18 protein-coding genes and 1 pseudogene are annotated in these 16734 nt (G+C 72.9%); 9 read left to right on the top strand and 10 right to left on the bottom strand.

Going from position 1 to position 16734, the window contains the following annotated elements; all coding sequences use genetic code 11:
- Positions 1–6 precede the first annotated feature (6 nt).
- Positions 7–543 (bottom strand): DUF5666 domain-containing protein, encoded by a 537-nt coding sequence (locus tag AB0I67_RS19190; RefSeq protein WP_357925015.1) that lies wholly within the window; start codon positions 541–543, stop codon positions 7–9.
- Between the two features lie 213 nt (positions 544–756).
- Here AB0I67_RS19190 and AB0I67_RS19185 point away from each other — a divergent pair, with 213 nt between their 5' ends.
- Entirely contained in the window at positions 757–1074 is a 318-nt protein-coding gene (locus tag AB0I67_RS19185) for a hypothetical protein (protein WP_357925012.1), read from the top strand.
- A 175-nt stretch (positions 1075–1249) separates the two neighbouring features.
- Here AB0I67_RS19185 and AB0I67_RS19180 read toward each other — a convergent pair whose 3' ends face one another.
- Entirely contained in the window at positions 1250–1780 is a 531-nt protein-coding gene (locus tag AB0I67_RS19180; RefSeq protein ID WP_357925010.1) for a helix-turn-helix domain-containing protein, read from the bottom strand.
- Between the two features lie 191 nt (positions 1781–1971).
- Between AB0I67_RS19180 and AB0I67_RS19175 the strand changes: the two genes are divergently transcribed.
- Both AB0I67_RS19175 and AB0I67_RS19170 read left to right on the top strand, forming a co-directional pair.
- On the top strand, positions 1972–2790 hold the full coding sequence (locus AB0I67_RS19175) for an SDR family oxidoreductase (protein ID WP_357925007.1): 819 nt from the start codon (positions 1972–1974) through the stop codon (positions 2788–2790).
- Complete coding sequence (locus AB0I67_RS19170) at positions 2787–3713, top strand: DMT family transporter (RefSeq protein ID WP_357925004.1); 927 nt, start codon at positions 2787–2789, stop codon at positions 3711–3713. The genes AB0I67_RS19175 and AB0I67_RS19170 overlap by 4 nt, the downstream gene beginning before the upstream one ends.
- Here AB0I67_RS19170 and AB0I67_RS19165 read toward each other — a convergent pair.
- Positions 3710–4438 carry a helix-turn-helix domain-containing protein gene (locus AB0I67_RS19165; protein WP_357925001.1) on the bottom strand — a complete coding sequence of 243 codons (729 nt, stop codon included), beginning with the start codon at positions 4436–4438 and terminating at the stop codon, positions 3710–3712. The two genes, AB0I67_RS19170 and AB0I67_RS19165, sit on opposite strands and share 4 nt — an antisense overlap.
- Before the next feature lie 125 nt (positions 4439–4563).
- Between AB0I67_RS19165 and folE the strand changes: the two genes are divergently transcribed.
- Positions 4564–5133 (top strand): GTP cyclohydrolase I FolE, encoded by a 570-nt coding sequence (gene folE, locus AB0I67_RS19160; protein WP_357925636.1) that lies wholly within the window; start codon positions 4564–4566, stop codon positions 5131–5133.
- A 9-nt stretch (positions 5134–5142) separates the two neighbouring features.
- On the opposite strand, the gene AB0I67_RS19155 is transcribed toward folE, so the two are convergent.
- From AB0I67_RS19155 to AB0I67_RS19145, 3 genes are all read right to left on the bottom strand, one after another.
- Entirely contained in the window at positions 5143–6126 is a 984-nt protein-coding gene (locus AB0I67_RS19155; RefSeq protein WP_357924998.1) for a CU044_5270 family protein, read from the bottom strand.
- A complete protein-coding gene (locus AB0I67_RS19150; protein WP_357924995.1) occupies positions 6119–6709 on the bottom strand; it encodes an RNA polymerase sigma factor in 591 nt (196 codons plus the stop codon). The genes AB0I67_RS19155 and AB0I67_RS19150 overlap by 8 nt, the downstream gene beginning before the upstream one ends.
- Before the next feature lie 88 nt (positions 6710–6797).
- A complete protein-coding gene (locus AB0I67_RS19145; protein ID WP_357924992.1) occupies positions 6798–8057 on the bottom strand; it encodes an MFS transporter in 1260 nt (419 codons plus the stop codon).
- Between the two features lie 120 nt (positions 8058–8177).
- Between AB0I67_RS19145 and AB0I67_RS19140 the strand changes: the two genes are divergently transcribed.
- Complete coding sequence (locus AB0I67_RS19140; protein WP_357924989.1) at positions 8178–8708, top strand: CGNR zinc finger domain-containing protein; 531 nt, start codon at positions 8178–8180, stop codon at positions 8706–8708.
- 6 nt (positions 8709–8714) lie between these two features.
- Here the strand turns inward: AB0I67_RS19140 and AB0I67_RS19135 are convergent, their stop codons facing one another.
- Positions 8715–9407, bottom strand: a complete 693-nt coding sequence (locus tag AB0I67_RS19135; protein ID WP_357924985.1) for a TetR/AcrR family transcriptional regulator — start codon at positions 9405–9407, stop codon at positions 8715–8717.
- A gap of 141 nt (positions 9408–9548) precedes the next feature.
- Here AB0I67_RS19135 and AB0I67_RS19130 point away from each other — a divergent pair, with 141 nt between their 5' ends.
- On the top strand, positions 9549–12014 hold the full coding sequence (locus tag AB0I67_RS19130) for an MMPL family transporter (RefSeq protein ID WP_357924982.1): 2466 nt from the start codon (positions 9549–9551) through the stop codon (positions 12012–12014).
- Between the two features lie 19 nt (positions 12015–12033).
- Here the strand turns inward: AB0I67_RS19130 and AB0I67_RS19125 are convergent, their stop codons facing one another.
- Positions 12034–12234: an FCD domain-containing protein gene (locus AB0I67_RS19125; RefSeq protein WP_357924980.1), complete on the bottom strand. Its 201-nt coding sequence runs from the start codon at positions 12232–12234 to the stop codon at positions 12034–12036.
- Between the two features lie 77 nt (positions 12235–12311).
- On the opposite strand from AB0I67_RS19125, the pseudogene AB0I67_RS19120 reads away from it, so the two are divergent.
- A pseudogene (locus tag AB0I67_RS19120) lies at positions 12312–12676 on the top strand (aldo/keto reductase); the annotation flags it as partial.
- A 181-nt stretch (positions 12677–12857) separates the two neighbouring features.
- Positions 12858–13430, top strand: a complete 573-nt coding sequence (locus tag AB0I67_RS19115; RefSeq protein WP_357924977.1) for a TetR/AcrR family transcriptional regulator — start codon at positions 12858–12860, stop codon at positions 13428–13430.
- Here the strand turns inward: AB0I67_RS19115 and AB0I67_RS19110 are convergent.
- Both AB0I67_RS19110 and AB0I67_RS19105 read right to left on the bottom strand, forming a co-directional pair.
- The gene (locus AB0I67_RS19110; RefSeq protein WP_357924974.1) at positions 13427–13822 is read right to left on the bottom strand and encodes a nuclear transport factor 2 family protein; all 396 of its coding nucleotides are present in this window, start codon (positions 13820–13822) and stop codon (positions 13427–13429) included. The two genes, AB0I67_RS19115 and AB0I67_RS19110, sit on opposite strands and share 4 nt — an antisense overlap.
- Positions 13823–13839: 17 nt before the next feature.
- Positions 13840–14664: an MBL fold metallo-hydrolase gene (locus AB0I67_RS19105; protein ID WP_357924971.1), complete on the bottom strand. Its 825-nt coding sequence runs from the start codon at positions 14662–14664 to the stop codon at positions 13840–13842.
- A gap of 623 nt (positions 14665–15287) precedes the next feature.
- Between AB0I67_RS19105 and AB0I67_RS19100 the strand changes: the two genes are divergently transcribed.
- Positions 15288–16643: an FAD-binding oxidoreductase gene (locus AB0I67_RS19100; protein ID WP_357924969.1), complete on the top strand. Its 1356-nt coding sequence runs from the start codon at positions 15288–15290 to the stop codon at positions 16641–16643.
- The last annotated feature ends 91 nt before the right edge of the window (positions 16644–16734 follow it).

The raw sequence follows: 16734 nt of genomic DNA, 5'->3' as shown, positions 1-16734 counted from the left end.
TGCGCGTCACTGCGCGTCCTTCACCTCTTTGACCAGGTTGTCGAGCGTCGCGACCGGGTCGCCGATGAAGCTGGCGGTGCGGTCCTCGCCCTCCTTGACGACGCCGGCCACGGCGACCTGGTCGCCGGACTTGATCGCGTCGAGGTTCTGGTCGCCCATGCCGACCTGTGTCTCGTCGTTCACCACCCAGGTCCAGGAGGTGCCGTCCGCGCTCTCCACGGTGAGCGAGGTGTCGGAGACGCTGTCCACCTTGCCCCACTGGGTGCCGACCTTGACGGTCTTGCCCTCGGTGCCGCGGATGGTGGTCTCGCTGTACAGCGCGCCGACTTCGTTGAGCGCGCCCGGCTGGCCGGTGGACGTGTCCGTGCCGGTGTCCGTGGGACTCGGCGACGGCGACATATCCGTGGCGCCCTCCGAGGGCGCCATATCCGTGGGGCTGGGCGACGGCGACATGATCGATGCGGTGCCGGCCATCGCGGGTGTGGCGAACAGAGCACCCGCGACAGCGCCCACGGTCAGGGCGGTGACGAACTTGCTGCTCACGTGATCTCCCACTTTGAGGAAACGGACAAATGACATTCAATGCCACGAACCGTCAGGGCAGTGCGATGGCGGTGTCGGCGTTGGGCAAGGGAACGGCCTGGAAATCGGCTGGTAGGTAAGCCGGGGTTCGGGCGTCTTGCCCGCTCTGTCCGGGAGGGCTAGCCTGATCGCCGTTCCGAGCGGGGCGGGCGAGCTATTCCTGGGGGGCGCAGCATGGGCGCGGAAGAGGATTTCCAGCAGGTCGGGGCCGAACTGGCCGACCTGGGGGTGCGGGCCTCCAGGATGATGGGACGGCCCGCGTTGAAGGATCAGGCCGGCAAGGTCTTCGCCAGCCTGCAGCGCGACGGCGCGATGGTCTTCCGGCTGGTCCGCGACACCCCCGAGCACACCGCCGCGCTCGAACTGGCCGGGGCCCGCCTCTTCGACCCGACCGGGCAGGGCAGGACGGTCAAGGACTGGGTGGTCGTCCCGCACACCTTCGCCGAGCAGTGGACCGACCTGGCCGAAGCCGCCCTCAGCCGCCCCCGCTGACCTCTTTCGTCGGCCCGGATCGGGACCCGGGCGGAGCCTGATCAGCGAGCGCGCGACCCAGTCATCGACGGTAACCGCGCTCTGTGCCCCTGACCGGCTCCTAGTTAGACGCCCATCCACACTTTCGACGGCCACCCTCCCCAGCCCAGGCCGGCTGCCGGGACGAGGGGGACGGTCAGGGGCGGGGGCCTGCGCCGTGGAGCAGGGTGTCGATGATGCGGGCCGCGAGGGTGTCCGGGTCGGCGTCACGGTCGGCGCCGCCGTGCAGGGACTCGCCGATCAGGGCGTAGTAGACCCGGCGCACCCAGTCGAGGTCGGCCGCCTCGTCGATGAGCTTGCTTTCCTGGGCACGCCGCAGGACGGCGATGCAGCGGAGGGCGACCTCCTGCTGCAGCTCGGCGGCCTCGCTGCCGGGTTCGGCGGGCAGGGACAAAGCGAACGCCCAGGCGCTCTTGACCTGGAGCACGTTGGCCGTGATGCGGTGCATCGCCACCAGGGGCGGCGCGGTGTCCGGACGGCCGTCGTCCACCGCCTGGGCGAGCTGGCGGGCCGCTGAGGAGGCCAGCGCATCGGTCAGGGCCTGCCGGTTGGCGAAGCGCCGGTGGATGGTGGTGCGCGCGACGCCCGCGGCGGCGGCGATCTGTTCCATGGACGCGCCCGGGTCGGCGGCCAGGACCTGCTCGGCCGCCTCCAGGATCGCCCGCACACTCCGTTCCGCGTCCGCGCGTAGCGCTCGAGTGGTCGTGTCACCCATAGGGCCTCCTGTTATCTCATTTCTCGCGTCAGACGATACATGCTCGATGCGACCGAAGCTCTAACTGCATCATCACTGTTGCAGTTTCGCGGATTACTGGTACGGTCTCATCTCAGTTGCTCCACCGACTGAAGGAGAAGACCATGAACAGCACCGCTTTGATCACCGGCGCCTCGTCCGGGCTGGGCGCCGAGTTCGCCGCCCAGCTCGCCGCCCAGGGACACGACGTGATCCTGCTGGCCCGCTCCGGCGACAAGCTGGCGGCTCTCGGCGACCGGCTGGCCGCCGAGCACGGCGTGCGCGCCCACGTGCTGGTCCAGGACCTCGCCGAGCCGGACGCGGGCCGCCGCGTCGCCCGGGAGTTGGCGGCCCGGGGGCTGAGCGTCGACGTGCTGGTCAACAACGCCGGGTTCGGCACCTGCGGCCGGTTCGAGGAGATCTCCACCGCCCGCGACCACGACCAGCTCATGGTCAACGTGGTCGCGCTCGTCGATCTGACCCACGAGCTGCTGCCCGCCATGCTGGAGCGCGGCCGCGGCTCGGTGATCAACGTCGCGTCCAACGCGGGCTTCCAGCCCTCGCCGTACTTCGCGGTCTACGGCGCGTCCAAGTCCTTCGTGCTGAACTTCGGCCTCGCGCTGCGCCAGGAGTACCGCCGCCGGGGCATCCGCGTGCTCACCCTGTGCCCCGGGCCGGTCGAGACCAACTTCTTCGACACCATAGGCACCCGCCGGGCCGCCGTCACCGGCTCCATGACCACCGCAGAGCCGGTCGTCCGCGCCACCCTGAAGGCGCTGGAGCGCGACCGCGGCTACGTCGTGCCGGGCTTCGGCAACGCCCTGGGCGCGCATCTGACCCCGCGCCGGCCCCGCAAGCTGGTCGCCGCCATCGCCGAGCGCGTCACCCGCAAGGTCCTTTCCCCTGCCATCACCTCGTCCAAGACGCCGGAGCACGCCGCATGAGAACCTCGGCCGCCCCCCTCGCCGCCGCCTCGGCCATGCTGCTCGTCGGCACCTCGACCGCGGTCTCCGCGATCATCGCCGGCTACCCGGTCTTCACCGGGCAGGCCCTGCGCTACGCGCTCGCCGCGGTGATCCTCCTGGCCGTGGTCCGCTTCCAGCGGCTGCCGCGCGTCCGGCTGACCCTGCGGGACCTTCTGCTCCTGCTCGCGCTGGCCGCCACCGGCCTGGCCGGGTTCAACCTCTTCCTCGTCGAGGCCACCCGGCACGCCGGCCCGGCCATGATCGGCACCGTGATCGGCGCCGTCCCCCTCGTCCTGGCGCTCGTCGGGCCCCTGATCGAACGCCGTCGGCCCGCCGCCCGCACCGTCGGCGCCGCGCTCGTCGTGGCGCTCGGGACGGCGGTCGCCGCCGGGCTCGGCTCGGGCAGCCTGCAGGGCCTGTTGCTGTCGCTCGGTGCGCTGGCCGGCGAGGTGGCCTTCTCGCTGCTGGCCGTACCTCTGCTGCCCAAGCTCGGCCCGCTGCGCGTGGCCGCCTACCCGGCGGCACTCTCCGTGCCGATGTTGCTGGCCGCCGGTCTCGTCCTGGACGGTACGGCGGCGCTGCGCCTGCCCACGCCGGGCGAGGCGGCGGCGTTCGGCTACCTCGGCGCGATCGTCACCGCCGGGGCCTTCTTCCTCTGGTACGACGCGCTGCGGCGGCTCGGTGCCGACCGCGCGGGGTTGTTCGCCGGACTCGTCCCGGTCGGCGCACTTCTCACCACGTTCGTGCTCGGCCTCGGCCGGCCGGGTCCCGCCGACCTCATCGGCGCCCTGCTCGTCACCGCGGGCGTCGTCGCCGGGATGCGCCGGCCGGCACCCCGACCGCCGGCGGCGGCCGGTGAGCGCCGAGGCGCTCTTGCGCTCGTGAGCGCGACGCGCCGCTAAGGGAGCGGCGTGCCCGGCGCCTGGGCGTGCCGCAACTGCACGCAGCAGTCGCCGGGACGAGGGGCGAGCACCGCCTCCACCGCCGTGGCCCGCAGCCCTTCCACGTATCCGCTCAGGAAGGCGTGGTTCATGCCGCAGACCAGGTCGGGGGCCTGAGCGGCGAACGGGTGGAAGGGGCAGTTGCGCAGCCGTACCCGATCGGGAGCTTCGCGGGCGGGCTCGAAGCCGTGCTCGTCCAGCATCTGCTCGCACAGGGTCAGCCCGCGCTCCGCGCCGAGCCGGCCGGGGCGCAGCCGCTCGCGGTCCCGGTCGCCGAGCTCGCGCCCGTGCTGCCCGGCGGTCCGTACGGCGGCGCCCGGCGCGCTCTCCCCCGCGCCCGCGCCCAGCACGGCCCGCAGGAGCAGCGCCGCCAGCAGCTCGTGGCGGCGCTCGGGGATGCTGATCTGGAGCGTGCGGTCCGCCGGCTCGTAGACCTTGGGCTGCCGGCCGACCTTCCGCATCCCGTCCGGCGCCGGGTACCGCGTGCCGAGCAGGCCCGCGTCGACCAGCTTGTCCAGGTGGAAGGCGGCCAGCTTGCGGGAGATGCGGACCTCCTCCGCCACCTCCTCCCGGGTGACGGGCCGGTGGGCGCGGCGGACGAAGGCGAAGATCTGCCGCCTGGTGCCCTCGCCGAGCACGCTGAGGGATTCGAGCTTGGCGTCCGCCGGGCTCATGTCGGAGGTCACACCCCCACGATAGCGCCAGCCCCTGTTGCCGGACAGCTCGTCACGGCCATTTCACCAGTTCTGCTTGACCGCCTGTCTTAATAAGACCAAAATTCGTTGGTGAAAAGGAGGTGGCTGTGACGACTGTGTCCCCCATCCGGCAGGCGCCCGACCTGGCCGCCGCCGAGGAGGCCGCCCGGACGTTCCTCGCGGCCCTCGGCATCAGCACCGAGTCCGAGAGCCTGCGCGGCACCCCCGGCCGGATGGCCCGCGCCTACGCCGAGCTGTTCAGCCCGCGCCCCTTCCACCTGACCACCTTCCCCAACGACGAGCAGTACGACGAGCTGGTCCTGGCCCGCAGCATCCCGTTGCGGTCGGTCTGCGAGCACCACCTGCTGCCCTTCGTCGGCACCGCGCACATCGGCTACCTGCCGGGGCAGCGGATCCTGGGGCTGTCGAAGCTCGCCCGCGTCCTGGAGCACTTCGCCTGCCGCCCCCAGGTGCAGGAACGGCTCACCAAGCAGGTCGCCGACTGGCTCCAGGACCAGCTCGACCCCAAGGGCGTCGGCGTCGTCATCCAGGCCGAGCACACCTGCATGACGCTGCGCGGGGTGCAGGCCACGGGGACGACCACCATGACCTCCACCCTGCTCGGCACGCTGCGCACCGACGCCCGTTCCCGCAGCGAGTTCCTCGCCCTGACCGGCCTGTGCTGAGGATTGCCCTCAGCCCCGGTCGCCGGGGCGGTCGACGATCGTCGAGGCCACCAGGGCCGTGCTCCACACCGAGCCCTTGGGCAGGGCGGGCACGTCCTTCCGCCCGAGGAACTCGTCCCGCAGCCAGACGGTCCGGGTGCCCCAGTAGCGGTAGGTGACCGGGTCGAGGACGGTGTAGCGGCGGCTGGGCCGGTCCTCGTCCGTCTCCAGCCAGACGCCCAGGCCGGCGCGGCCCGCGGCGTCGCGCACGCCCTGCTCGATCCGGACGCCGGGGATCAGCGCCAGGGCACGGAACATCGCCGATTCCAGCCGGGGCGGCATCGAGCCGTACCGGCTCAGGTAGAGCATGATCACGTGGTAGCCGCGGATCGCGGCGGGGGGCACCCGGTGGGGCACGCCCTTCTCGCGGGCTCCCCTGATCCAGTGCGGGTCGGCGGTGATCTTGGCCAGCAACTTCACCGGATCGGTCGGCAGCGCGCGCAGCTTGGCGTCGTACTGCTGCGGGGACAGGTCGTCGTCGCCCGGGTCGCGGGGGTCGCCTTCCGGGCCGACGGACAGGTCGCCGTTCTCGTCGTAACTGGCGGCCTGGCGGCCGTCGTAACGCAGCCACTGCTCGACGGTCTTCGTGGTGTCGGCGTTCGGCTGCTTGTCCAGCGTCCTGGTGTAGTGCCACTGCGTGGGCAGCGGCACCTGGGCGCTCTCCCGGCCGCCCGCCACCTCGGCGGCCCGCGCCAGCACCACGCCGGAGTCGAGGCGCACGATCGGCGCCGTGCTCACGATGCCCGGGACCTCTACCTGCGGTTGCGGCCGCAGCACGACCACGGCGAGCGCGGCGGCGGTCCCCAGCGCCCCGACGACGAGCAGGCGGCGGCCCAGCGTCCGCCGGCGCTCCCGCATCCGGGTCAGCAGCCGCCGCCGTTCCGGGACGACCCATTCCGGGCCCGGTTCGGGGACCTCGGCGCGCCAGGCGCGCAAGGTGCGCAGGTCATCCATCGAGGGACTCCTCTCGGGTCGTCACGGGGTTGGAGCCGCCGAGGGCCAGACGGGTCCTGGCCCTGGCCCGGTGCAGGCGGGAGCGGACCGTGCCGAGCGGGATGCCCAGCGCGCGGGCCACGTCCTCGTAGGTCATGTCGGCCCAGGCCACCATCAGCAGGACCTCCCGGTCGCCCGCCGACAGCCCGGCCAGGGCAGCCGCCAGCCCGGCCTGCTCCGCGGCCACCCGGTCGTCGACCCGCTCGGCGTACGGCTCGGCGATCTCGTCCACCCCGGTGCGGACCAGCGCCCGGTAGAAGCGGATCTCCACCCGCCGGTGCCGGCTGATCAGCCGGGCGGCGATGCCGTACAGCCAGGGCCGCGCGTCCGGGTGGCCGCTGTCGTAGCGGTCGCGCCGCCGGAAGGCGGTCAGGAAGGTGTCGGAGACGACGTCGTCGGCCAGGGAGGGCCCCAGCCGCCTGGCCACGTAACGCCGCATCGCGGGTGCGTGCCGGTCGAAGAGGCCGGCGAAGGCCTCCGGGTCTCGCCGCGAGCGCCGGATCAGTTCGGCGTCGTCGATGCTGCCGAGATCTTCGGCGATCACATGGTGCTCCCGTCCCTGCGCGTCGGTTCGTTCGACGGCTTTCGCCCGCTGGGGCGGCCGGGGTTCGCGGACGGGGACGTGACGTGCGTCACAGCGAGGGTTCGGGGGCGTCGGCCGCCGCCAGCGCGGCCGGGGTCGCGGTCCTGAGGAACGGCACGACGGTGGCCAGGGCGGCGACGGCGAACAGGGCGAAGGCGGTGCGGATGCCGAGCCACTGGGCCAGCACGCCGACCAGGCCCGCGCCCAGCGGCATCGCGCCCCAGCTGAACAGGCGGGCGGCGGCGTTGTAGCGGCCGAGCAGGCCCGGGTCGACGAGGCGCTGGCTGATGGTGCGGGAGTTCACCGTCCACAGGATGCCGCCCATGCCGCCGAGGAAGGCGCCCGCGCCCACGATCCACAGGTTGGTGGTGAACACCGGCGCGGCCACCATGGCGGCGGTGCCGACCAGGTCGGCGAGCATCGACCAGCGGCGGCCCAGCAGGCGGTTGACGGTGGTGACGGTGAGCGCGCCGACCAGGCCGCCCGCGCCGAGCGCGCTGAGCAGGAGGCCGTACTCGCGCGGGTCGAGGTGCATGAGCTGGGTGGCGACGAGCGGGATGAGGGCGAGCCAGGCGCCCCAGCAGGCGCTCAGCACGGTGAGGGCGAGCGCCATCAGGCGCAGCAGCGGCTGCTGCCACAGGGTGCGGAGTCCTTCGGCGATGCGCTGGTTGACCGTGCCGGACGAGGTGGACTTCTGCGGCTTGAAGCGGCCGGCGAGCAGGATCAGGATCAGCGTGCCGAGCAGGTAGCCGAGGCCGGTCCAGCCGAGGGCGACACCGACGCCGGCGGCGATGAGCAGGCCGCCGGCGAAGGGGCCGCAGAACTCGTTGCAGACCGTCTCGGCTCCGGCCAGCCAGGCGTTGGCCCGCTCGCGCCGCGCCGGGGCGACGGCGGTGGGGACGAGCGTGGCCGCCGAGGTCAGGGCGATCACCTCGGCGACGCCGAGCGTCAGGCCGGCGAGGTAGAGGGCGGGCAGGGTGACGCCGTCGCCCACGGTCAGGGCGATCAGGCCGGCGACGACCAGCAGGCGGGCGCCGTCGGCCAGCCACAGCAGCAGGCGCCGGTCGAACCGGTCCACCAGGACGCCGACGTGCAGGGCGATGAGGAGCCACGGCAGCGTGAGGGTGAGCCCGACCCCGGCCACCTGGGCCGGGGAGCCGGTCAGCCGGGTGGCCATCAGCGGCAGCACGACCTTGGTCACGCCGTCGGCCAGGTTGGTGATCGCGGTGAACCCGACCAGCACGACGGTGTTGCGCCCGCTGCGGTCCGCCGGCGCCGATCCGGCGTCCGGCTCCAGCACGCTCGTCATCACTAACCTCCTAAAGGCGTTTGGTGGTCAGTATGCGCACACTTCCGCCGTGAGCGCCACCAGGAGGGATAACTGGTAAAGTGCTTTCGCAGGTTGATCCGTTGCGGAAGGTGGCACGAGATGATCGAGCCTTCACCGGCCGCGCGCCTGATCGAGGCGTTCGTCAACACCGTCGACCTCGAGAACGGTGAGGACGACGTCGCGACCCCGGACGAGCTGGCCCGCTGGCTGGCCGGCCAGCAGGTGGCCGACGGCTCGCTCCGGCTCACCGCCGGGCAGCACCGCGCCTTCCTCGACCTCCGTGCCGGATTCCGCGAGGCCCTCGACCCGGAGCATCCCGTCTCGCCGGACCACCTGGCTCCGGCCGAGGCGATCCTGGCCGGGGTCCCGCTGCTGGCCGCGCTGGGCCGGGAACCGCTCGTCCCCTCCCCCGCGCTGCCCCCGGCCGAGACCGCGCTGGCCCGGCTGGCCGTCGCCTGGGCCACCCTCGTCCTCACCGGCCAGATCCACCGGCTCAAGCGCTGCGCCGAGCACACCTGCCGCGGCGCCTTCTGGGACTCCTCCAAGAACCACAGCCGCCGCTGGTGCTCGATGCGCCTGTGCGGCAACCGCACCAAGGCCCGCCGCTACGCCGCGCGCCAGCGCCGGTAGCGCCGGTCAGCGCTCGCCTTCGCCGAGGTGCGGAGCGCCCGCCCAGCGCCGGCAGATCGTCAGGATCTGCGGCTCGGTGGGCTGCTCGACCAGGGGCGCGTTCCCCGGCCAGGCCCGGAGCCCGTCGAGGGCGATCTGCAGGTAACGGCGGTAGAGACCGGGGTGGACCTGGACGGAGTGCTGCGCCAGGTCGGTGACCAGCCAGAAGATCATCATGATGTCCTGGCCGACGACCCCGTCCCGCAGGTCGCCCTCGGCGCGTGCGCGGTCGAGCAGGCGCCCCATGACCTCGGCGACCACCTCGACGGCGGTCCCGCCCAGGCGCCAGCCGCCACCACCGAGCGCCACGTCCCGCAGGCCGAGGTTGTCCACCAGGAGTTCGGTGATGCGCTCCAGGAGGAGGGTGAGGCCGTCCCAGGCGCGCTCGGCCTCGCCGGCGCGCTGCGCGACCTGCGTCAGCTCGCTCAGCGGCTGTTCGAGGGCCGCGTGGATGAGCTCCTCCTTGTCGGCGAAGCGCCGGTACACCGTGCCGACGCCGACGCCGGCGTGGTGGGCGACCTCGTTGAAGCCGACGGCTAGGCCGCGCACGGCGAAGAGCTCCTGGGCGGCGCGCACGATGCGGTCCCGGTTGCGTTCCGCGTCCCGGCGCAGGGAGCCGCGCTGGGCCGGCTCCTGGGTGGCAGGGGGTCGCGGCGTCACCGTCCCAGGGTACCGACTGGCGGCCGGATGGGATCAACATCACAGAGCAAACGGATGAGTGCTATCCACTTCTGATTAGACTGCAGATCCGGATATGTCATATCCGCTTGCGGCCCCCGAACCAGAAAGCGAGCCCTCACCATGGCCGAACTGCTCTACCGGCTGGGCCGGTTCTCCGCCCGGCGGGCCTGGTGGGTGATCACCGCCTGGGTCGTGGTTCTGGCCGTCGCCGTGGGGTCGTTCCTGGCGTTCGGCGGCGCGATGAGCACGACGATGACCATCCCCGGCACGCCCACGGCGCAGGTGACCGACCGCCTCAAGACCGAGCTGCCGATGGCCAGCGGCGGCACCGGGCAGATCGTGCTGCGCGCCGGGACGGAGTTCACCGCCGCCCAACGCGAGGGCATCACCGCCGCGCTGCGCAAGGTCGCCGACCTGCCCGGGGTCGACCAGGTCGCCGATCCGTTCGTCTCCGACGCCACGCGCGCCGAGCAGGCGAAGAAGATCACCGACGGCCTGGCGAAGGTCGAGGGCGGCCGCGCCCAGCTCACCAAGGGCCAGGAGCAGCTCGACCAGGCCCGGGCCCAGACCGAGGCCGGCCTGCAGCAGGCCGCCGACGACCCCCGCCTCAAGGCGACCCTCGCCCAGCTCGACACCAAGCAGGCCGAGCTCGACCAGCAGAGCGAGGTCCTGGAGCGGTCCGAGCGGCAGTTGCAGGCCGGCCGCGACCTGCTGAGCATGGCCGAGGGCATCCGCACGGTCTCCGCCGACGGCTCGACCGCGGCCGCCACGGTCGTCTTCGACCTGCCGCAGCAGGAGATCACCCCCGAGACCAAGGAAGCCGTCACCGAGACGGTCGCCGCCGCCCTGCCGGGCGGCGTCAGCGCCGACTACTCCGTGGAGATCGCCCAGGGCGAGGTGCAGATCGGCGGCGTCGGTGAGGCGGTGGGCCTGGTCGTCGCGGCGATCGTGCTCATCGTCATGACCGGCACCCTCGTGGCCGCCGGGCTGCCGATCCTCAACGCGCTGCTCGGCGTGGGCGTGGCCGTCGCCGGTGCCATGGCGCTGTCCGGCACGATCGAGATGACGTCGGTGACGCCCATCCTGGGCGCCATGCTCGGCCTGGCCGTCGGCATCGACTACTCGCTGTTCATCCTCCACCGCCACCGCCGCCAGTTGAAGGCGGGCATGACGGTCAGCGAGTCCGTCGGGCTGGCCAACGGCACCAGCGGCAACGCCGTCGTCTTCGCCGGCAGCACCGTCCTCATCGCGCTGCTGGCCCTCAACGTCACCGGGATCCCGTTCCTCGCGCTGATGGGCACCGTCGGCGCGGTCGCCATCGCGGTCGCGGTGATCCTCACCGTGACCCTGACCCCGGCGGTGCTCGGCCTGCTCGGGCACCGGCTGCTCCCGCGCCGCGAGCGCAGGGCCGTCGCGGCGAAGGCCGCTCCCGCGGCGGCGCCGAAGCACGTGCTGCCGACCACCAACGGCCGGGCCGTGCTGCGCATCCTGGTCGGCGTCAGCGCGCTGGCCCTCATCGCCATCCCCGCCGCCTCCATGCGGCTCGCCCTGCCGACCGGCGCGTCCGAGGCCGCCGACTCCACGCAGTACCGCGCCTACACCGCCATCACCGAGAAGTTCGGGGCCGGCGCCAATGGGCCGCTGGTCGTGGTCGCCGACCTCGTGCACGGGCAGACGGGCGACGACCTCGTGGCGGCGCAGGCCGCGCTCGGCAAGCAGCTCATGGACGTCGACGGGGTGAACGCGGTCGCGCCCGTCGGGGCCAACGCCAAGGGCACCGTGCTGGTCTTCCAGGTCGTCCCGACCGGCGGGCCGACCTCGGAGTCCACCGCCGATCTCGTGCACGATCTGCGGGGCCGTACGTTGGAGCTGGGGTCCGACGGCGTCACCCTGGCGGTCGCGGGCAGCTCCAGCGCCAACATCGACATCTCCGAGAAGCTCGCCGACGCGCTGCCGACCTACCTGGCGGTCGTCGTCGGCCTGTCGCTGCTGATCCTGATCATCGTGTTCCGCTCGCTGCTGGTGCCGCTGATCGCCACCGGCGGCTTCGTCCTGTCGCTGTTCGCGGCGCTCGGCGGCGTCGCCGCGGTCTACCAGTGGGGCTGGCTCGGCGCCCTGTTCGGGGTCACCGACCCGGCGCCGATCCTCAACTTCCTGCCGACGCTGCTGGTGGGCATCCTGTTCGGGCTCGCCATGGACTACCAGCTCTTCCTGGCCTCAGGGATGCGGGAGGCCTACGCGCACGGCGTGCCCGCCCGGCAGGCGGTCACCGAGGGCCTGCGGGCCGGCCGGGCCGTCGTCACCGCCGCCGCGGTCATCATGATCTCGGTGTTCGGCGGGTTCATGTTCTCCCACATGACGATGATCCGGCCGATCGGCTTCGCGCTGGCCTTCGGCGTGCTGGTGGACGCCTTCGTCGTGCGCATGCTGATCGTCCCCGCGGTCATGCACCTGGCGGGCGACAAGGCGTGGTGGCTGCCGCGCTGGCTCGACCGGCTCCTGCCGGACGTGGACGTGGAGGGCGCCAAGCTGGAGCGGAACCACCAGCCGGCGCTCGCCCGAGAGCACGAGCCCGCAGGCCGCTGACCTGCGGGGGCCCGCCCGGTCAGGGGATGCCCAGGCGGGCTCGCGCCTGGTCGATCAGCGGGGCGAGGTGGAAGTCGATCGACCGCGCGACGCGGTCCTCGATCGCGCCCTCGTCGGGGCCTCCGGCGAGGACCGCGAGCCGGGCCAGGTCTTCGGGCGTGTGCCGCTCGGCGGCCTGCCAGGCCGCCTCCACCTCCAGCCCGCGCCGTACGGTCGCCATTTCGAGCACCCCGGCCCGCACGTAGGTCCCGTCGCCGTGCCGTACCTCCAGCCGGCCGCCCCGAGTACGGCTCCGAGGAACGCGTGCTCGGCGAGGCGCTGGCCGGGATGCGGCGCGCGTCGGTCGGGATCTTCACCAAGGTGGGCCTGCCGACCGGCACCGGCCCCGACGACAAGGGCCTGTCGCGCAAGCCCATCACCGACAGCGCAATCTCCGCATGGACGACATCGACCTCTCCCAGGCGCACCGCTTCGATGAGGAGACGCCGCTGGAGGAGACGATGGCCGCGTTCGCGGATCTGGTACGGCAGAGCAAGGTGCTCCACCTCGGCGTCTCCGAAGGGCGGGCCGACCAGATCGAGGCCGCCACCGCCCTCCCGGGCAGGCCGACCCGCAAATACCGGCCCGAACAGCAGCAGCCGCCCGCCGAGAGCCGCGCCACCAGTTCCCTCGGCGGCCGCGGCGACCTAGCCGAGCACGACAGCGGCAAGGTCGCAGCCCGTTCGACGTGATGCGGCCTGGAAGTCCTGAGCGTTCCGCCCTCGCCTCCGAACCGGTCATGACCGGACAGACACACCACCGAGGTTGCGATCCGGTGACCGCTGCTGCACGTAGAGTCACCCTATGGATGAGGAGCGGATCATCGCGGTCGCGACCAGGCTGTTCGCGGAACTCGGGTACGACGAGTCGACCCTCAGCCTCATCGCCGGGGCGGCGAACGTGCAGCCGGCCGACATCGTCGCGCTCTTCGGCGGCAAGCAGGGGCTGTACCAGGCGGTGATGCGCCGGGTCGACGCGGTGGAGCGGGACGCGCTGCGCACGGCGCTGGCGGGCTTCTCGCCCAGCGCCGAGTCGAGCAAGCGGCTGGCCGACGCCTACCTCGACCTCATGGCGAGCAACCCGCACATCCCGCTGCTGTGGATGCACCGCTGGATGGGCGACGCGTCCGACTCGCCGGAGATGGAGGAGGGCTACACCCGCCCGCTCGTCGACGACATCGTCGCGGAGATCGAGCCGCTCATGCCGCCCGGCGTCGATGCCCGCTACTTCGTGTGGACGATCGTCTGGTGCGTCTTCGGGTTCCTGACCGGCGGCGTGCTCGACCGGCCCCGCGTGGACCGCGAGGTACGGCCGGCGGAGCTGGCCAGGTTCCGGGCCCACCTGCACCAGATGATGGACCGGATGCTGATGACCTAGCCCGCCTGCGCCGGGCGGTCCGGCTCGGAGAGGTCGCCCAGCGGGCCGAAGAAGCCGACGATCCGGGTCAGCCGGCCGTCCGCGCCGACCTCCGCGAAGTCCAGCCCGTCCGGCAGCGCCGTACCGTCCGGGAAGATCAGCCGCCAGGCGAACCGGGCCAGCCCGTGATGGTCGTCCACCCGGCTGACCCGCACGACCCGCGTCCCGGGACGGGCGCTTAGCACCCCGTCGATGTGGGCGAGCAACGCGTCCAGCCCGGCGGCGTGCACGGTCGGGTCGGTGTAGGTCGCCCCGTCCGCCCAGACCTCGGACAGCAGCGCGCGCCGCCGGTCGGGGTCAGGCTCGCTCCAGGCGGCGCAGTACGTGTCGATGAGAGCAGTGAGGTCGGCCATTTCGCCATTCTCCCGGCTCATCGGCCTCCGTGGGTGATGAACGGCTCGGTGAGGTGCGGCGTCGCCAGGTGCAGCGTGGTGCCGGCCGCGTGGTCGAGCAGGCGCTTCCTGGAGCGTCCGGCCGCCTCGGCGTCGACCTCGTGCGCGTAGACGAGGTCGGGGTTGAGCAGTTGGAGCGCGTGCACCAGGAGGTCGCCGGTGACGAGCACCTGCTCCCGTCCGCCGGTGACCAGCACGCTCTGGTGGCCGGGTGTGTGACCGGGGGTGGCGATCGCCCGGCCGGTGCGCAGGGGCGTGTCGCCGTCGAGGAGCCGGAGCCGGCCGGCCGCCGCGAGCGGGTCGGTGAGTGCCTCGCGCAGCACCGGGTTGAGCGCGTCGATGGCGTCGTACTCGGCCCGCTGGAGCAGGTACTCGGCGTTCGGGAAGTAAGGACGGCGGCCGTCCGCCTCGTCGGTCACGACCGCCCAGCCGACGTGGTCGGTGTGCAGGTGGGTGAGCACCACGGTGTCGACGTCGGCCGGGTCGATGCCCGCCGCGGCGAGCGACGCGGGGAGGACGCCGGGCACGGGCGCCCAGGCGCGGGCCGGGCTGTCCGCCGGCCCGATCCCGGCGTCCACGAGCGTGAGTCCCTGGTCGTTGCGGATCGCGTAGGCCCGGAACTGCAGCCACCAACGGCCCTCGGCGTCGACCGAGCCGGGGTCGAAGCGGTCCGCCTCGGCCCACTGGGCGTCCGTGGCCTCGGGAAAGGCCTCGGCGCGCGGGGCGAAGAAGGGGCCCTCGGCGTCGGGGAGGGCGATGATCTCGGTCGAGCCGATCCGGAGGCGGGCCACACTGTGGGACATGGCCGCGATCCTGCCATCCCCGCCACGCCCGTCGTCACCCGCCCCGGCCGGTCAGTCCCGGGGCGGGAGGGGGCCGAGGTCGCGGGCGACCTGGGCCAGGGATGGGATCGTCTCGTTCTCGGTCTCGGTGCGCCAGACCATGGCGTACGGCAGTGGCCCCAGGTCGGTGACGGGGAGGTAGGTGATGTCCGGCCGTCGGTGTCCTGCACCAGCGGGCCGCGCTCGATCAGGCGGCCGCGGCCGGTCTCGCGCGGGATGACGGCTTCGTACCAGTAGCCGGGCCGGGTGTCGGACTGCGGGTGCTGGAAGCCGGCGGCCATCTCCAGCGACACCGATGACCGGCCGCCGACGTCGCCACCCATGCCCTCGACGGCCTCGCCCAGGGACAGCCCGAGATCCTCGCCGACGACCTCACCCGCCAGATTCGCCGCAGCCTGTCCCAGGGCCCGCGGCCCGGCCCGCCTCGGCTGACCTGTCCATGATCGCAGGCCGACGGTACGGTGACCGGGAGGTACTCCCCTCGCGCGACGCCCAGCCATGCACCGGAAACCGCCGGATTGGTCCTCCATCACCCCGCGATTTTGGACCTCAGGCCGGGTACCGATTCCTGTCAGGCTGAAAGCATGACAACCACAGCAACCCGCTTCGACGGGCAGGTCCTCACTCCCGCCGATCCCGGGTACGACGCCGCTCGCACTGTCTGGAACGCCATGGTCGACCGGCGGCCGCGCATGATCGTCCGTGCTGCGGGCGTGGGTGACGTGGTCGCCGCCGTACGGCTGGCGCGCGAGCTCGGGCTGGAGATCGGGGTGCGGTGCGGCGGGCACAACGCGGCCGGCTTCGCCGTACCCGAGGACGGGCTCATGATCGACCTGACGCCGATGGGCGGGGTCCGGGTCGACCCGGTCCGGCGGCTGGCCCGGGTCCAGGGCGGCGCGCTGCTCGGGGCGCTGGATCGGGCGGCGCAGGCGTACGGGCTCGCCACCACGGCGGGCAACGTGTCGCACACCGGCGTCGGCGGGCTGACCCTGGGCGGCGGGATGGGGTGGCTGGCCCGGCAGTACGGGCTGGCCTGCGACAACGTCGTGTCGTACACGGTGGTCACCGCCGACGGCGAGGTGGTGACGGCGAGCCGCGGCGAGAACCCGGAGCTGTTCTGGGGGCTGCGCGGCGGGGGCGGCAACTTCGGGATCGTGACCGAGTTCGAGTTCCGGTTGCACCACACGGGCACCCGGACGCTGGTGGCCGAGTTCGACTTCCGCGCGGAGGACGCCGTGCCGGTTCTCGAGGGCTGGCGGGATCTGAACGCGGTCGCGCCCCGGCAGGCGACGTTCACCGCGGATGTCGGCAGTGGTCCCGGCGGGCCGATCGCGACCGTGGGGTTCGTGTGGGTGGGCGAGCCGGAGGAAGGACGCCGGTTGCTGCCCGCGATGCGGGCGCTTGGGCGGCCGATCGGGGCGCGGGTGACGACGCCGTCCTACCTGGAGCTGCAGACGCGGAACGACACCACGGGCGGGCACGCCTACCGCCGGTACTCCAAGGGGCTCTACCTGCGGCGGTTCCCGGTCGAGGCGATCGAGGCGTTCCTGTTGCGTGGGGGCTCCGATCTGAGCGACGACCCCTTCCTGCCGGCTTCCGGGTTGCAGGCGCACGGTGGGGCGATCGACGACGTGCCGGATGCGGACGCGGCGTTCAGTCATCGGGGCACGATGGTGGAGTTCGGTGCCGGTTCCCGGTGGAGTGACGCGGCCGAGGACGAGGCCCGGATGGGTGCCGCGCGTGCGGCCGGGGCGGTGCTGGAGCCGTACGCGAGCGGGGTCTACGTCAACTCGCTGACCGCCGACGAGCTGGCCGACGGGCGGCGCGGTGTGCGGCGGGCGTACTCGGCCGAGAAGCTGGCCAGGCTGACCGCGCTGAAGACCGCCTACGACCCGGCGAACGTGTTCCACCTGAACCAGAACATCCGCCCGTCCCAGTGACGTGGAAGGGTCACGTGGAGGACAGTGGCGCCGGCCGGGAAGGCGCGCCGTCTCCCGCCCGACGTGGAAGGTGGAGCCGGGTGGGAAGGCC

This window comes from Nonomuraea sp. NPDC050310 (genome assembly GCF_040655795.1).
GTDB lineage: Bacteria > Actinomycetota > Actinomycetes > Streptosporangiales > Streptosporangiaceae > Nonomuraea.
Note: the sequence above shows the minus strand (reverse complement) of the source record. Positions and strands in the feature narration are given on the sequence as shown.

Coding starts and splice junctions, on each gene's coding strand:
- AB0I67_RS19175 (WP_357925007.1), top strand. CDS start 1,972: ATGAACAGCACCGCTTTGATCACCGGCGCCTCGTCCGGGCTGGGCGCC.
- AB0I67_RS19155 (WP_357924998.1), bottom strand. CDS start 6,126: ATGGATGACCTGCGCACCTTGCGCGCCTGGCGCGCCGAGGTCCCCGAA.
- AB0I67_RS19125 (WP_357924980.1), bottom strand. CDS start 12,234: ATGGCGACCGTACGGCGCGGGCTGGAGGTGGAGGCGGCCTGGCAGGCC.
- AB0I67_RS19140 (WP_357924989.1), top strand. CDS start 8,178: ATGATCGAGCCTTCACCGGCCGCGCGCCTGATCGAGGCGTTCGTCAAC.
- AB0I67_RS19185 (WP_357925012.1), top strand. CDS start 757: ATGGGCGCGGAAGAGGATTTCCAGCAGGTCGGGGCCGAACTGGCCGAC.
- AB0I67_RS19115 (WP_357924977.1), top strand. CDS start 12,858: ATGGATGAGGAGCGGATCATCGCGGTCGCGACCAGGCTGTTCGCGGAA.
- AB0I67_RS19145 (WP_357924992.1), bottom strand. CDS start 8,057: ATGACGAGCGTGCTGGAGCCGGACGCCGGATCGGCGCCGGCGGACCGC.
- AB0I67_RS19130 (WP_357924982.1), top strand. CDS start 9,549: ATGGCCGAACTGCTCTACCGGCTGGGCCGGTTCTCCGCCCGGCGGGCC.
- AB0I67_RS19100 (WP_357924969.1), top strand. CDS start 15,288: ATGACAACCACAGCAACCCGCTTCGACGGGCAGGTCCTCACTCCCGCC.
- AB0I67_RS19110 (WP_357924974.1), bottom strand. CDS start 13,822: ATGGCCGACCTCACTGCTCTCATCGACACGTACTGCGCCGCCTGGAGC.
- AB0I67_RS19170 (WP_357925004.1), top strand. CDS start 2,787: ATGAGAACCTCGGCCGCCCCCCTCGCCGCCGCCTCGGCCATGCTGCTC.
- AB0I67_RS19105 (WP_357924971.1), bottom strand. CDS start 14,664: ATGTCCCACAGTGTGGCCCGCCTCCGGATCGGCTCGACCGAGATCATC.